10 protein-coding genes are annotated in these 14,498 nt (G+C 72.3%); 2 read left to right on the top strand and 8 right to left on the bottom strand.

The window, feature by feature from the left end:
• Window positions 1–13 precede the first annotated feature (13 nt).
• The gene (locus tag ACIP9D_RS27630) at window positions 14–1,084 is read left to right on the top strand and encodes a sugar phosphate isomerase/epimerase family protein (protein WP_350874075.1); all 1,071 of its coding nucleotides are present in this window, start codon (window positions 14–16) and stop codon (window positions 1,082–1,084) included.
• Between the two features lie 107 nt (window positions 1,085–1,191).
• Window positions 1,192–2,376, top strand: a complete 1,185-nt coding sequence (locus ACIP9D_RS27625) for an ROK family transcriptional regulator (RefSeq protein WP_350874074.1) — start codon at window positions 1,192–1,194, stop codon at window positions 2,374–2,376.
• A gap of 43 nt (window positions 2,377–2,419) precedes the next feature.
• Here ACIP9D_RS27625 and ACIP9D_RS27620 read toward each other — a convergent pair whose 3' ends face one another.
• The 8 genes from ACIP9D_RS27620 to ACIP9D_RS27585 form a co-directional block, all read right to left on the bottom strand.
• Window positions 2,420–3,427, bottom strand: coding sequence for a sugar phosphate isomerase/epimerase family protein (locus ACIP9D_RS27620; protein ID WP_350874073.1), 1,008 nt, complete (start codon window positions 3,425–3,427; stop codon window positions 2,420–2,422).
• A gap of 316 nt (window positions 3,428–3,743) precedes the next feature.
• The gene (locus tag ACIP9D_RS27615; RefSeq protein ID WP_350874072.1) at window positions 3,744–5,861 is read right to left on the bottom strand and encodes a ThuA domain-containing protein; all 2,118 of its coding nucleotides are present in this window, start codon (window positions 5,859–5,861) and stop codon (window positions 3,744–3,746) included.
• 81 nt (window positions 5,862–5,942) lie between these two features.
• Window positions 5,943–8,807: a ricin-type beta-trefoil lectin domain protein gene (locus ACIP9D_RS27610; RefSeq protein ID WP_400451191.1), complete on the bottom strand. Its 2,865-nt coding sequence runs from the start codon at window positions 8,805–8,807 to the stop codon at window positions 5,943–5,945.
• Between the two features lie 323 nt (window positions 8,808–9,130).
• Window positions 9,131–10,198 carry a polyprenyl synthetase family protein gene (locus ACIP9D_RS27605; RefSeq protein ID WP_350874070.1) on the bottom strand — a complete coding sequence of 356 codons (1,068 nt, stop codon included), beginning with the start codon at window positions 10,196–10,198 and terminating at the stop codon, window positions 9,131–9,133.
• The gene (locus ACIP9D_RS27600; protein ID WP_350874069.1) at window positions 10,195–11,649 is read right to left on the bottom strand and encodes a nucleotide pyrophosphatase/phosphodiesterase family protein; all 1,455 of its coding nucleotides are present in this window, start codon (window positions 11,647–11,649) and stop codon (window positions 10,195–10,197) included. Before ACIP9D_RS27600 ends, ACIP9D_RS27605 begins: the two co-directional genes overlap by 4 nt.
• 156 nt (window positions 11,650–11,805) lie before the next feature.
• The gene (gene eboE / locus ACIP9D_RS27595) at window positions 11,806–13,005 is read right to left on the bottom strand and encodes a metabolite traffic protein EboE (protein WP_350874068.1); all 1,200 of its coding nucleotides are present in this window, start codon (window positions 13,003–13,005) and stop codon (window positions 11,806–11,808) included.
• Window positions 13,005–13,871 carry a TatD family hydrolase gene (locus tag ACIP9D_RS27590; protein ID WP_350874067.1) on the bottom strand — a complete coding sequence of 289 codons (867 nt, stop codon included), beginning with the start codon at window positions 13,869–13,871 and terminating at the stop codon, window positions 13,005–13,007. The genes eboE and ACIP9D_RS27590 overlap by 1 nt, the downstream gene beginning before the upstream one ends.
• Entirely contained in the window at window positions 13,871–14,470 is a 600-nt protein-coding gene (locus tag ACIP9D_RS27585) for an EboA domain-containing protein (protein ID WP_350874066.1), read from the bottom strand. Before ACIP9D_RS27585 ends, ACIP9D_RS27590 begins: the two co-directional genes overlap by 1 nt.
• Window positions 14,471–14,498: the final 28 nt, after the last annotated feature.

Below are 14,498 nucleotides of genomic sequence, written 5' to 3'. Positions count from 1 at the left end.
GGAAAGGCAGCAGATGAACGACAGTCAGCACGGGATGAGCCGACGCCGGATGCTCGGCGCCCTGGCCGGCGCCGCCGGCGTGGCCGCCGTCGGCGCCACCGGCCTGGCCTCCCCGGCCTTCGCCGGCAACGGCCTGCTCGTCCCCACCGGCAAGCGCGGCATCATCCTCTACAGCGTCCGGGACCGGATCAGCGCCGCCCCGGACACCAGCGGCGTGCCGTACGGCTTCGAGCGGGTCCTCGGCCGGCTGGCCGAGATCGGCTACAAGGAGGTGGAGTTCGCCGGGTACACCCAGAACACCTCGATCCTGGGCCGGCAGATCACCCCGACGGAGATCCGCAAGATCCTCGACGACAACGGGCTGCGCGCCAACGGCTCACACGCCTCCGTCCCGAGCACGGTCACCCCGGACACCGTCGCCGCGTTCGAGCAGACGCTGGACACCGCCGAGATCCTCGGCATGACCCACATCGGCACCGGCAACGACCCGACCGGCAGCAACTACAAGGCCGACTGGGACGCCGCCGTGGACCGGTGGAACACCTTCGGCGAGATGGCCGCCGCCCGTGGGCTCAAGCTCTACACGCACAACCACGACGCGGCGTACAACTTCCTGCTCGACAGCGGACCGCTGGACGCCCAGGGCCGGCCCACCCGGTCCTCCGGCGTGCGCAAGCTGGAGTACTTCATCGGGCTGACCAACCCGGAGTGGGTCTGGTTCGAGATGGACATCTACTGGGCGCACGTGGCCCAGCACCGGTTCCGCAGCTACACCGACCCGGACGGGGTGACCCAGACCAGCATCTTCGACCCGCTGGCCGTGGTCGCCGCGCAGACCATCCGGTTCCCGCTGTTCCACGCCAAGGACGGCACCTACGACCCGGCCAGCGCGGCCGGTTACGCAATGGTGCCGCTCGGCGAGGGTGACATCGACTACGGGAGCTTCTTCGCCAACATGGGCGCGAAGGGTTACCACAACCCGATGTGGGAGCAGGACAACGCGCCGGGCGGAGCCACCGATCCGGGCCGCTCGCTGCGGTACGCGGAGATCAGTTACCAGCACATGTCGAGTCTGCGGGGCTGACAGACTCGACAGGTAACGCCAGGGGTCGCATCCGTCATCGGATGCGGCCCCTGGTCGCTACAAGGCGGTAACACCGTCGTGGAAGACTCCAGCCGGAGGTGATGGCGATGGTGCTCGTCCGGCCGGAGAACACGCAGCAGGCACGTCTCGTCCGGTTGCTCCGCGACGACGGCCCCCGCTCCCGGGTGGAGCTGGGCGACGCGCTGGGCCTGTCCCGCTCGACGCTGACCACGGAGCTGGAGCGGCTGGTCGCCGGGGGCCTGGTCGAGACCGCCGGGCCGGCGGCCTCCCGCGGCGGGCGGCGCTCCTCGCTGCTGCGCCTCGCCGGCGGGGTGCGCTTCGCCGGCGTGGTCGTCGCCGCCGACCGGGTCCGGGTGGCGATCACCGACGGCGAGCTGAACGTCCTGGCCGAGGCCGACGAGGCGGTCGACGTCCACAGCGGGCCGGAACCGGTGATCGCTCGGGCCGTCGAACTCGTCGAGAAGCTCCGCGCCGAACTGGGCGTCGCCGAGCTGGCCGGGGTCGGCATCGGCCTGCCCGGGCCGGTCGGCGCCGAGGCCGGCACCTCCGTCGCGCCCGCGGTCCTGCCCGGCTGGCAGCGGTTCGGAGTCCGGGACGCGTTCGCCACCGAGCTGGGCTGCCCGGCGCTGGTGGACAACGACGCCAACCTGCTCGCCCTCGGCGAGCAGCACACCGGCATCGGCCGTACCTTCGACGACTTCCTCTACCTCAAGCTCGGCACGGCGATCGGCTGCGGCCTGGTGCTCGGCGGGACGCTCTACCGGGGCGCGACCAGCAGCGCAGGCGACATCGCGCACCTGCCGCTGGGCGAGGACGGGCCGGCCTGCGTCTGCGGCGAGAGCGGCTGCGTGGAGGCCTACTGCGGCGACGCCGCGCTGGTCGGGGCGGCGCTGACCGCCGCGCGGTCCGGTCCGCCCGGTGCGCTGGCCGCCCGGCTCGCCGCGGCGGGCACGCTGACCGTGCGGGACGTGGCCGCCACGGCGACCGCCGGCGACCCCGCCGCCCAGACCGTGGTACGCGACGCGGGGCGGCGCCTCGGCCGGGTGCTGGTCGGGCTGGTCAGCTTCTTCAACCCGGGCATCGTCGTGATCGGTGGCGCGCCGGACGGAGCGGGCCACCTCCTGCTCGCCGAGATCCGCAGCGTGGTCTACCGCCGGTCGGCCCCGCTGGCCACCGGCACCATGCCGGTCGTGCTGACCGACCTGGCCGACCGGGCCGCGCTGGTGGGCGCGGCGCGGCTGGTCAGCGAGCACGTCTTCGCCACGCACTGACCGGGCCGGGGGCGGCCGGCGGCCGACCCCCGGGCCGGGTGGTTCAGTCCTTGCTGCTGAACGCCGCGTCGAAGGCGGCGGTCGGGGCGTCGAAGGCGAGCCGACGGACGAACTGGAGCGCCTCCGGCGCGCCGACCAGGCGGTCCATCCCGGCGTCCTCCCACTCGATGGAGATCGGTCCGGAGTAGCCGATCGCGTTCAACGCCCGGAAGCAGTCCTCCCACGGCACGTCGCCGTGCCCGGTGGAGACGAAGTCCCAGCCACGGCGCAGATCGGCCCAGGGCAGGTGCGAGGCGAGCCGGCCACGCCGCCCGTCCCCGGTGCGCACCTTGGCGTCCTTGCAGTCCACGTGGTAGATCCGGTCGGCGAAGTCAAAGATGAAGTTCACCGGGTCCAGCTCCTGCCAGACGAAGTGCGACGGGTCCCAGTTCAGCCCGAAGGCGGGCCGGTTGCCGATCGCCTCCAGCGCCCGCTTCGTCGTCCAGTAGTCGTACGCGATCTCGCTCGGGTGCACCTCGTGGGCGAACCGCACCCCGACCTCGTCGAAGACGTCGAGGATCGGGTTCCACCGGTCGGCGAAGTCCTGGTAGCCCTTCTCGATCATCGACGGCGGCACCGGCGGGAACATCGCCAGGGTGTGCCAGATCGACGAGCCGGTGAAGCCGACGACGGTGTTCACGCCCAGCTTCGCCGCCGCCCGGGCCGTGTCCTTGATCTCCTCGGCGGCCCGCTGACGCACCCCCTCGGGCTCCCCGTCGCCCCAGATCCGGGCGGGCAGGATGTCCTGGTGCCGCTCGTCGATGGGGTGATCGCAGACGGCCTGGCCGACCAGGTGGTTGGAGATCGTGAAGACCTGGAGGTTGTGCTTCGCCAGGGTCTCCCGCTTGCGCTCGACGTACGAGTCGTCGGCGAGCGCCTTGTCGACCTCGAAGTGGTCGCCCCAGCAGGCGATCTCCAGCCCGTCGTAGCCCCACTCGGAGGCGAGCCGGCAGACCTCGTCGAACGGAAGATCGGCCCACTGGCCGGTGAAGAGCGTGATAGGTCGCGCCATTGTCCTTCTCTCCCCTGTTGGAATGGGGATTCCGTACGGGCGGACCGGGGCGAGGGCGACCGGTCGCACCGGTGCGTGGCGGGGCCGCGGCGGAGCACCGGTGGGTGCGGGACGCACCTGGGCCCGCCGGGTTGCGCCTCCCGCCGGGTCACCGGCCACCATCACGGTCGCCGCCCCCACTCTAGGTCGACCGGAAGCGGCACGGAAGAGCCTGGGTGCCGCGTCCCGCACGGCGCCCCCACACGAGCGACATGCCCCAGGGGATTTCCCCTGGGGCATGTCGCTGTCGGATCTACCGTGAGCCGCGATCAGCGCATCAGGGCAGGGTCCACTTCTGGTTGGCCGCGCCGGCGATGCAGGTCCACAGGTGCACCGCCGTGCTGTCGGCCGAGTTGTTGCCGGACACGTCCAGGCACTTGCCCGACTGCGGGTTGCGCAGCGTGCCGTCGGCCTGCGCCGACCAGTTCTGCGCGCCCGTGCCGTTGCACGTCCACAGCTGGATCTTCGTGCCGTCGGCCGAGCCACTGCCGGAGACGTCGAGGCACTTGCCCAGCGCCCGCACGGTCGAGTTCGGCGTCACCGTCCAGGTCTGCGCCGCGCTGCCGCTGCAGGTGTAGATCTGGACCTGCGTGCCGTCGGCCGTGCCGGCGTTGCGTACGTCCAGGCACTTGCCCGCGAGGCCCCGGATCGGCCCGGTGCCGGTGCCGCCACCGCTCCCCTTCACCAGGGTGAAGTCGTCCACGTCGAAGAGCCCGCTGCCCGACCCGGTGAAGGTGAGGTAGAGGTTCTGCGCGCCGGACGGTACGCCGGAGAGGGTCGTGGTGACGTCGGCGAAGGTGTTCCAGCCGCCGGTGTTCGGCACCGCCACCGAGCCGAGCACCGGGCCGGTGGTCGAGCCGGTACGCACCTGGATGGTGCCGCCCGGCCCACCGGAGACGATCCGGGACCGGAACGAGGTGACCCCGGTCAGGTCGACGCCGTTGTACGCCGCCCAGTCGCCCGGCTCGACGTAGCCGAGGGTCTGCCCGCCGTTGGCGCCGGTCTTGCCGACCGCGCTGACGCCGCTGGCGGAGCTGAACGCCTCGGCCTGGACGGTGACGTTGCCGGTCGGCGGCGGGGTGGTGCCGAGTTCCTTGATCCGGATGTTGCGGAACGAGGCGTCGTCACCGGTGCCGTGGTTCTGGATGCCGATGTGCCCGGCGAGCGAGCGGACCGGGTCGGTGTTGGTGAAGTCGTTGATCTTCACACCGTTCAGGAAGAGCTGCAGCCGCTCCCCCTCGACCAGCAGCTCGTAGGTGTTCCACTCCCCGGCCGGGTTCAGCGCCGCGTCACGGGCCGCGATGTCGGCCGACTTGAAGGTGTAGACCGCGCCGGTCGTCCGGTCGACCGCGTCGGTGGGGTCGATCTGGATCTCGTAGCCGTTGTTCACCGCCGACCACGGGTCGCTCGACGGCGGGAAGCCGATGAACACCCCGGAGTTGTCGTCGCCGGCCAGCCGCCAGTCGAGCTTCAGCGAGTAGTTGGTGAACTGCTTCGCGCTGTACCAGTAGAGCCCCATCCCACCGACGGAGGTGAGGGTGGCGTCGGAGTTGCTGAAGTTGCCCGGCCCGGCCTGCGACCAGCCGGTGGTCGAGCCGTTGTAGAGGGTGCTGTAGCCGGTCTCCGGCCGGCAGTCGGCCTTCGTCCGGCCGGCCGCGTAGCGGATGCCACCGAGCAGGTGGGCGCGGAACGCCGGCTCGGCGTACGACGACTGGGTGTGCCCGCCGCCGGTGTAGAAGGACCGGCCACCGCTGTAGGTCTTGCACCAGGAGTGCGGGTGGTCGGCGCCCATCCCGCCGCCCGAGTAGGACGACTCGTCGAGGGTGGCCAGCACCCGGGCGGTCGACCGGGCGTTGGTCTGGTAGTTGTACCACTCGTCGGTGCGGGTCCAGGTCTGCGGCAGGTGCGCCGTCGCCGCGTGCGCCCGGTTCTCCACCTTCACGTTGGCCTGCTGGATCGCCGGGTGCGAGGCGAAGTACGCGCCGACCAGGTTGCCGTAGAAGGACCAGCCGTACTCGGTGTCGGCCGCGGCGTGCACGCCCACGTAGCCACCGCCGCCGCCGATGTACGACTCGAAGGCGGTCTGCTGGGTCGCGTTGAGCACGTCGCCGGTGGTGTTGAGGAAGACCACCGTCTCGAACCGGGCCAGGTTGGCGGTGGTGAACTGGGCGGCGTCCTCGGTCGCGGTGACCGTGAAGTTGTTCGCCGCGCCGAGGTCGCGGATGGCCTGGGTGCCGACCGCGATCGAGTCGTGCCGGAAACCGGCCGTCTTGGAGAAGACCAGCACGTCGTAGGGGGCGTCGGCGGCGCTGGCCGGGGTGGCCGGGGTGGTGCAGGCGATGACGGCGAGGACGGCGGTGGCCGCGCCGAGGACGGGTCGCAGGAGTCTGCGCATGTCGCTCTCCTAGGGTCGGTCGGGAGGGGCCACCGGTCTCGACGGTACGCCGGAACCGGCGACCCCTCCGCTCAACTCAGGTCAGGGCAGTATCCACTTCTGGTTGGCCGCGCCGGCCACGCAGGTCCACAGGTGCACCGGCGTGCTGTCGGCCGAGTTGTTGCCCGACACGTCGAGGCACTTGCCCGACTGCGGGTTGCGCAGCGTGCCGTCGGCCTGCGCCGACCAGTTCTGCGCGCCCGTGCCGTTGCACGTCCACAGCTGGATCTTCGTCCCGTCGGCCGAACCACCACCGGAGACGTCGAGGCACTTGCCCAGCGCCCGCACCGTCGAGTTCGGCGTCACCGTCCAGGCCTGCGAGGTGCTGCCGTTACAGGTGTAGAGCTGGATCTGCGTCCCGTCGGCCGTGGCGCCGGACCGCACGTCCAGGCACTTGTTCGCCAGGCCCCGGATCGGGCCGGTGCCGCCGGTGGCGGTGCCGGTGTTCAGCGTGAAGGCGTCCACGTCGTAGAGCGCCCCCGTGCCCGAGCCGGCGAAGGTCAGGTAGAGCGTGGTGGTGCCGGCGGGCGGGCTGCTGAGCGTCCCGTTCACCGTGGCGAAGGTCTCCCAGCCGCCGGTCACCGGGACGGTGGCCGAGCCGAGCACCGTGCCGGTGGCGGAGCCGGCCCGCACCTGGAGGGTGCCGCCGGCGCCGGCCGAGGAGACCCGGGCGCTGAACGACGTCACGTTGCCCAGCTGGTACGGCTGGAAGGCGATCCAGTCCCCGTTGTTGATGTCACCGACGGTCTTGCCGCCCTCGGCGGCGGCCTTGTCGAAGGTGTTGATGCCCGACGAGGTCTTGAAGTGCTCGGCCTGCCGGTGCCGGGGCTGCAGGGTGTGCTGGGTGTGCGTGGTCAGGCCGCCCGCGTCGGTGTACTCGGCGTCGAAGATGCCGAAGATGTTCGCCGCGTAGTCGTGCTCGCCGTCGACCGGGATGGTGATCGAGCCGGAGCATCCGTTCTGCGAGGTGATCTGGTGCCCGTGCTGGTCGTGGCCGAGCACGTAGGTCATCTTGACCTTGGTGCAGTCGATCGTGCCGTCCTCCGGGTCGGTGACGGTGATGGTGAACGGCACCGTGTCGCCGAAGGAGAAGAGCTTGCCGTTACCGGGCGCGTTGATGGTGACCGTCGGCGCGGTGTTGCCGACGCTGATCACCACGCTGGCGCTGCCGGTGGCCCCCTGCGGGTCGCGGACGGTGAGCGTGGCGGTGTACGTCCCGTTGGCGGTGTAGGTCTTCGTCGGGTTGGCCGCCGTCGAGGTGGTGCCGTCGCCGAACGCCCACGCGTACGTCAGGGCCCCGCCCTCCGGGTCGGACGAGCCGGCCGAGGAGAACGTCACGGCCAGTGGCGCGGCGCCGGAGGTGCGGTTGGCGCTGGCCGCCGCCGTCGGCGCCCGGTTGCCGCCGCCGATGTACTCGAACCGGTAGAGCGCCGAGTTGGCGTCGCCGTTGAAGTACCCGGTGCCGTAGTCGAGCACGTAGTACGCCCCGTCCGGGCCGAACGCCGAGTCCATCACCTGCTTGCCCGTCCACGGGAAGGTGTCGATGACGCCCCGGCTGCCGTCGGCGTTGACGTGGATCGGCTTGATCCAGCCCCGGCCGAACTCGGTGGCGAAGAACTGCCCGTCGAAGGACTGCGGGAACTTCACCGTCGAGGTCGACGAGGCGTTGTACCGGTAGACCGGGCCACCCATCGGGGACTCGGAGCCGCCGCCGAACTCGGTCGGGCTGCCGGCGTCGCCGCCGTACCGGATCCAGGCCGGCTTGGCGGCCGGGAGGGTGGGCAGACCGGTGTTGCGGAACGAGTTGTTCGTCGGCCCGCCGGTGCAGTTGAACTTCGGGCCGGTGGCGTTGGCCGCGAAGTCCCACTCGTTGTAGGTCTCGCTGCTGGTGTTCGTGCCGGTGCAGTACGGCCAGCCGTAGTTGCCCGGCGCGGTGACCCGGTTGAACTCCACCTGGCCGGAGGGCCCACGGGTGGCGCTGGTGGAGCCGGCGTCCGGCCCGTAGTCGCCGACGTAGACGACGCCGGTGGCCTTGTCCACGCTGATCCGGAACGGGTTGCGGAAGCCCATCGCATAGATCTCCGGGCGGGTCCGGGCCGTGCCGGCCGGGAAGAGGTTGCCGGCCGGGATGGAGTACGTCCCGTTCGCGTTGACCTTGATCCGGAGCAGCTTGCCGCGCAGGTCGTTGGTGTTACCGGCGCTGCGCTGGGCGTCGTAGCCGGGGTTGCGGTTGGTCCGCTCGTCGATCGGCGCGTAGCCGGCGGAGTCGAACGGGTTGGTGTCGTCGCCGGTGGAGAGGTAGAGGTTGCCGGCGGCGTCGAAGTCGATGTCCCCGCCGACGTGGCAGCAGAGTCCCCGGTCGGCCGGCACGTCGAGCACGTCGACCTTGCTGGCCTGGTTGACGGTGAAGTCCGCGTTGAGGGTGAACCGGGACAACCGGTTGACGCCCTGCCAGGCGGAGAAGTCGCTGCCGGTGGCCGGGGCGTCCCCGCCGGGGGTGGACAGCGGCGGGGCGTAGTAGAGGAAGATGTGCCGGTTGGTGGCGAAGTTCGGGTCGACCCCGACGCCCTGCAGGCCCTCCTCGTCGTGCGTGTAGACCGGGAGGGTGCCGATCACCGAGGTGCTGCCGTTCGCGTCGGTGCGGCGCAGGGTGCCGTTGCGCGCGGTGTGCAGGACCGACCGGTCCGGCAGCACGGCCAACGACATCGGCTCGCCCATCTCGGCGACGCCGCGGGCGAGCTCGACCTGCTGAAAGTCGGTCGCGTTGATCGGATGCGCCTGCGCGGCGGTGGGGCCGCCGAGTGCGGCCGGGCCGGCGCCGAGCGCGACCGTGCCGGCCGCGGCGACCAGGATCAGCGCCGATCCGGCGGAGAACCATCGTCGGGGTCGCTGAGGTGCTTTGTCCAATGTGGACATACGAGGGCTGTCCCTTCCTGACGAGTGTCTGCCAGGGCGGGCGCGCGCCGACGCGCCGGATGCCGTAGCGGGGTTGCGGTAGGCGGCCCGGGTGCCGATCGGGCCGGCCGTGACCACCGGTCGGTGGAGCCACGTTCTCGGAGGTCACCAGTCGATGGGTTACCGCGCCGCCGGTTCACCTCGACGAAACAGTGTGGTGGTGGCCACGACATTAAGTCGTAGATGTCAATGTGTCCATACCTTCTGCCGAGCCAACCCGGACTTTCGCTGATTCGGCTAAAAGTCCCAGCCGACGTCCGGCGGGCGGCGGTCGGTCAGGAGCGGCGGTCGATCGCCTGCCCCGCGAGACCGACCAGCGCGGTCCGCGTCGCGTCGTCGAGCGGCGCGCTCTCCAGGGCGGCCAGCGCCCCCTCGGTGCGCACCCGGATCATCTGCTCGATCCGCTCCCGTGCGCCGGTGGCCTCGATGATCGCGCGCAGCTCGGCCGCGCCCTCCGGGTCCAGGTCCGGGTTGCCGAACAGCTCCCGCAGCCGAGCGGTCTGCGTCCGGTCCGCGACGCTGCGGGCCAGCGCCATCATCACCGTCGGCTTGCCCTCACGCAGGTCGTCCAGGACCGACTTGCCGGTGACCGCCGGGTCGCCGAAGACGCCCAGCACGTCGTCGCGGAGCTGGAACGCGTCGCCGAGCGGGTCGCCGAACTCGGCCATCGCCTCGATCAGCTCCGGCGGCCCGCCGGCCAGCGCCGCGCCGATCTGCAACGGGCGGGTGACGGTGTAGCGGGCCGCCTTCATCCGGATCACGGTCAACGCGCTGGCCACCGAGCCGTCGCCGACCCCGGAGACCAGGTCCAGATACTCCCCGGCGATCACCTCGGTACGCATCAGGGCGAACATCGCGTACCCCCGGTGCACCTGCTCGGTGGTGAGCCCGCACTCGTGGAACATCTGGTCGGACCAGGCGGCGCAGAGGTCGCCGCAGAGCAGCGCGGTGTTGCGGCCGTACGTCTCGGGGTCACCCCGCCAGGACGAGCGGGCGTGCAGGTCGGCGAAGAGCCGGTGCACCGACGGCTCGCCCCGGCGGCGGTCGCTGCCGTCCAGGATGTCGTCGTGGATCAGCGCGAACGCGTGGAACAGCTCCAGCGCGGCCGCGGCCACCACGATCGGGGCGCCGTCGTTGCCGCCCGCCCCCCGCCAGCCCCAGTAGCAGAAGAGCGGGCGCAGTCGTTTCCCGCCGGCCAGCACGAACCGCTGCAACGCGGTGAAGACACCGCGCGGCGCCCCGTCCGGCCAGTCCGGACCCTGCCGTTCGAGGAACGCGGCCAGCTCGGCGTCGAAGCGGGCGCGCAGCCCGCTCGCGTCGGTGGGCGCCACGGTGACCGTCACGACGCATCCCCGGGCGCACCGGGCGCCGTCGTGGGAACGCGTACCGCGTCGGCCGGTGGCGTGCCGGCCTTCGCCAGCCCGGCCAGTTCCAGCAGGAGCCCCTTGACCTCGGTCGCCGCGATCCGGTCCCGGGACGCGGCCGGATCGGAGCAGAGCAACACCGGGGAGTCCGCCGGGTCGGCCGGCAGCCGGCCGTGCGATCCGCGCACGGCCCGGGCCCCGGCGTCCAGCCCGACCGCGCTCATCAGGTAGCGCATGCCGAGCTTCTTGCGGGCCAGCGCCACCGCGGCCCGGCGCTTGGCGGCGACCGGGGCGGCCGGGTCGAAGAAGAGTTCGGCCGGGTCGTAGCCGGGCTTGCGGTGGATCTCGACCAGCCGGGCGAAGTCGGGGGCCATGGCGTCGTCGAGCCAGTAGTAGTAGGTGAACCAGGCGTCCGGCTCGGCCACCAGCACCAGCTCGCCGGCGCGCGGATGGTCCAGCCCGTGCGCGGCCTTGCCCTCCGCGTCCAGCACCTCGGCCACCCCGGGCAGGCCCGCGCAGAGCTTCGCCACCGCCGGCACGTCCGCCGGATCCTTGACGTAGACGTGCGCGACCTGGTGGTCGGCGACCGCGAACGCGCGGGACGTCCACGGGTCGAGGTACTCCATCCCGGCCTGGGTGTGCACCCGCAGCAGGCCCTCGGCGCGCAGCAGCCGGTTGACGTCGACCGGTCGGGACACGTCGGTGATGCCGTACTCCGACAACGCCACCACCGTCGCGTCCCGGGCCCGGGCGGCGTCGATCAGCGGGCCGAGCGCCTCGTCCAGCGCGGCCGCCGCCGCGGCGGCCTGGGGCGAGGAGGGCCCGAAGCGTTGCAGGTCGTAATCGAGATGCGGGACGTAGACCAGGGTCAGGTCCGGCGCGTGGTCGGCGAGGATCTGCTCGGCGGCGCGGCAGATCCAGGCCGACGAGGGCAGCCCGGCGCCCGGCCCCCAGTAGGTGAAGAGCGGAAAGGTGCCGAGTCGCTCGGTGAGCCGGTCGTGCAGCTCCGGCGGATCGGTGTAGCAGTCCGGTTCCTTGCGCCCGTCGGCGTAGTAGACCGGGCGCGGGGTGACCGTCCAGTCCACGTCCGCGCCCATCGCGTACCACCAGCAGACGTTGGCCACGGTGTAGCCGGGCTCGGCCCGCCGGGCCGCCTGCCAGAGCTTCTCCCCGCCGACCAGCGCGTTGTGCTGCCGCCAGAGCAGCACCTCGCCGAGGTCCCGGAAGTACCACCCGTTGCCGACGATGCCGTGCCCGGACGGCGGCTCCCCGGTGAGGAAGGTGGACTGCACCGAGCAGGTCACCGCGGGCAGCACGGTGCCCAGCTCGGCCCGAAACCCGCCGTCGGCGACCCCGCGCAGCCGCGGCATGTGCGCCAGCAGCCTCGGGGTCAGCCCGACCACGTCCAGCACCACCAACCGCTTGCTCATGCCGGCACTCCGCTTCGCTCCGTGCCGCCATGAGGCACTACCGCTCCGAGCCGATGATTCGCTCGCTGACGCTCGCTCATGCCGGCACTCCGCTTCGCTCCGTGCCGCCATGAGGCACTACCGCTCTGAGCCGATGATTCGCTCGCTGACGCTCGCTCATGCCGCCACCTCGTTTCGCTCGGTCCGGGTCACCGGCGCGAGGCCGAGCGTGGCCAGCTCGTCGCGGGCGAACGCCAGCTCCGCGGCGATCCCGGCAGCCAGCTCCGCGTCGGTGCGTGGGCGCCGCGCCTCGGGCAGCACCCCCCAGGTGTACGTCTCCACGTCGAGGTGGTCGCAGCCCGCCTCCGGGCCGGCGAAGAGCGCGGCCAGCGCGGCGCGCAGCACCGGCAGGGTGGAGTCCAGTGGTGGCTCGGGCGGGGCGTGCAGTGGCACGTGGTAGTGCACCCGCCACGGCCCGGGCAGCTCCGCGTCCAGGGCGGCGTCCAGGTCGTCGGTCGCGTACGCCGGATCGGCCGGGTCGGCGGCGCCCGCGCAGCCGACGGCCCGGGTCTGGTGCAGGAACCGGGGCTCGACCCAGCGGCGCAACGCGTCGGCGGAGCCGGCCGGGTCGGCCGCCTCCAGCGCGGCCGAGACCTGCACCTTCACCACCGGCAGGTCGGCCGCGCGCAGCCGGGCCAGCGCCTCGGCCGGCTCCTCCCAGGCACAGGCCAGGTGCGCGAGGTCGAGGCAGACGCCCAGCCGAGTGTCCATACCGGACAGTATTGCGGCGGATTGTTTCGTGCTCTCTACCAGGCAGCCGGGCTCGGGCTCGAAACCGACCCGGATCCGCCGACCGGTGTCCCGCTCCACGGCGGCCAGGCCGGCCGCGAGCTGGTCGAGACGACGCCGGGCCGCGTCGGCCCGGTCGGTGTCCCAGGGCGAGCGCCAGGCCAGCGGCAGGGTGGAGATGGAACCGCGGGCCGCGTCGTCCGGCAGCAGGTCGGCCAGCACCCGGGCCAGGTCGAGGGTGTACGCCAGCCGCGGCGCGGTGGTCCAGTCCGGGTGGTAGACGTCGCCCTTCACCACCGGAGCCTGGAACGCGGCGTACGGGAAGCCGTTGAGGGTGACCACCTCCAGCCCCCGGGTGGTCAGCTCCGTCCGCAGCCGGCGGCGGGCCGCCGGGTCGGCGGCCAGCTCGGCGGCGACCGGCGCGGCCAGCCAGAGCCCGAGGCCGAGCAGGTCGGCGCCGAGCGCCGCCCGGACGGGTACGGCGTAGGTGTCCAGTTGGGCCAGGATGCCGGCGAGGTCCTCGGCGGGGTGCACGTTGGTGCAGTAGCCGAGGTGGACGGTCTCGCCACCGGCGTGCCGCAGCCGCATCAGCTGCCTCCGCGCAGGATCGAGTTGCCGGCGAACGTCCCCGCCGGTCCGCCCACGTCGGCGAGGTCCAGGCCGGTCAGGTCGAGCCGTCCCGACTGACCGTAGAACTCCACCGGGTTGCGCCAGAGCACCTGGTCGACGTCGTCGTCGGTGAACCCGGCCAGCAACATCGCCTCGGCGGTGGCCCGGGTGAGCAACGGGTCCGAACGTCCCCAGTCGGCCGCCGAGTTGACCAGCATCCGCTCGGTCCCGTACTCCCGCAGCAGCTCGACCATCCGCGGCGGCGACATCTTGGTGTCGGGGTAGATGGAGAAGCCGAGCCAGCAGCCGGTGTCCCGGACCAGCTTGACGGTCACCTCGTTGAGGTGGTCGACCACCACCCGACCCGGTTCGATGCCGGACTCGCGGACCACGGCGAGGGTGCGCTCGACCCCCCGGGCCTTGTCCCGGTGCGGGGTGTGCACCAGCGCCGGCAGGTCGTGGGCGACGGCCATGGCCAGTTGGGCGGCGAAGGCCTCGTCCTCCTCCGGGGTCATCGAGTCGTACCCGATCTCGCCGACCGCCACCACGCCGTCCTTGTCGAGGTAGCGCGGCAGCAGGTCGAGCACCGGACGACAGCGCGGGTCGTTGGCCTCCTTCGGGTTCAGCGCCACCGTGGCGTGGTGCCGGACGCCGAACTGCCCGGCCCGGAACGGCTCCCAGCCGATCAGCGAGTCGAAGTAGTCGGTGAACGAGGCCGGGCTGGTGCGCGGCTGCCCGAGCCAGAACGCCGGCTCCACCACCGCCCGGACGCCGGCCGCGGCCATCCGCTCGTAGTCGTCGGTGGTGCGTGAGGTCATGTGGATGTGCGGGTCGAAGATGCGCATCACGCCTCCTGTGGGCTGAGCTGGTCGAGCAGGTCGGTGGCGTCGGCGGCCATGCTCCGGCCGGCGGCCTGCCGTTCGGCGGCCAGGCCGCCCAGCATCACGCCGAGTTCCCCGTCGGCGCGGGTGTCGAGGTCGGCCACGACCGACAGCGGCACCTCCATGAACACGCACTTCAGCACCGCCTGCCGCCAGGCCGCGGAGTCGAGGTGGCGGGCGTACGGGCCGAGGGCCGCGGCGACCAGCCGGGTGTCGTTGGTGCGGATCGCGTCGTGCAGCAGGGGCACCCCCGCCGCGCCGATCGGCAGCAGTGGCAGCGCCTTGAGCACGGCCCGCTTCTCGGCCGCGTCGCCGTGCCGGTAGAGGGCGTCGGCGTAGCGGGCGTGCTCGGCGGGCAGGGCGGTGAGCAGCAGGACGCGGGCCGCCTCGTCGGCGGTCCAACCGGGCAACCCGGTCAGCTCCCCCCGGCCGCAGTGCCGGCCGGCGGCGGGGAAGAACCGGTCGATCGCCGCCGGTTCCGCGGCGACCTGGCGCAGCGCCACGTCCAGCCAGTCGGGGTCCCGAACGCCCCGCAGGGCCGCTCGCAGTTGATCGGGTGTCATCCCGTCTCCTCCCTCGTGCTGGTCGGCA

It is taken from the genome of Micromonospora sp. NPDC093243, assembly GCF_044753725.1.
In the GTDB taxonomy this organism is placed as follows: domain Bacteria; phylum Actinomycetota; class Actinomycetes; order Mycobacteriales; family Micromonosporaceae; genus Micromonospora.
The sequence above is the reverse complement of the archived record's forward strand: the minus strand, read 5'-3'. Positions and strand labels throughout refer to the sequence as shown.

Excerpts from the sequence above, each read along its gene's own strand:
- ACIP9D_RS27630 (WP_350874075.1), top strand. The coding sequence starts at position 14 with ATGAACGACAGTCAGCACGGGATGAGCCGACGCCGGATGCTCGGCGCC.
- ACIP9D_RS27625 (WP_350874074.1), top strand. The coding sequence starts at position 1,192 with ATGGTGCTCGTCCGGCCGGAGAACACGCAGCAGGCACGTCTCGTCCGG.
- ACIP9D_RS27620 (WP_350874073.1), bottom strand. The coding sequence starts at position 3,427 with ATGGCGCGACCTATCACGCTCTTCACCGGCCAGTGGGCCGATCTTCCG.
- ACIP9D_RS27615 (WP_350874072.1), bottom strand. The coding sequence starts at position 5,861 with ATGCGCAGACTCCTGCGACCCGTCCTCGGCGCGGCCACCGCCGTCCTC.
- ACIP9D_RS27600 (WP_350874069.1), bottom strand. The coding sequence starts at position 11,649 with ATGAGCAAGCGGTTGGTGGTGCTGGACGTGGTCGGGCTGACCCCGAGG.
- eboE (WP_350874068.1), bottom strand. The coding sequence starts at position 13,005 with ATGCGGCTGCGGCACGCCGGTGGCGAGACCGTCCACCTCGGCTACTGC.
- ACIP9D_RS27590 (WP_350874067.1), bottom strand. The coding sequence starts at position 13,871 with ATGCGCATCTTCGACCCGCACATCCACATGACCTCACGCACCACCGAC.
- ACIP9D_RS27585 (WP_350874066.1), bottom strand. The coding sequence starts at position 14,470 with ATGACACCCGATCAACTGCGAGCGGCCCTGCGGGGCGTTCGGGACCCC.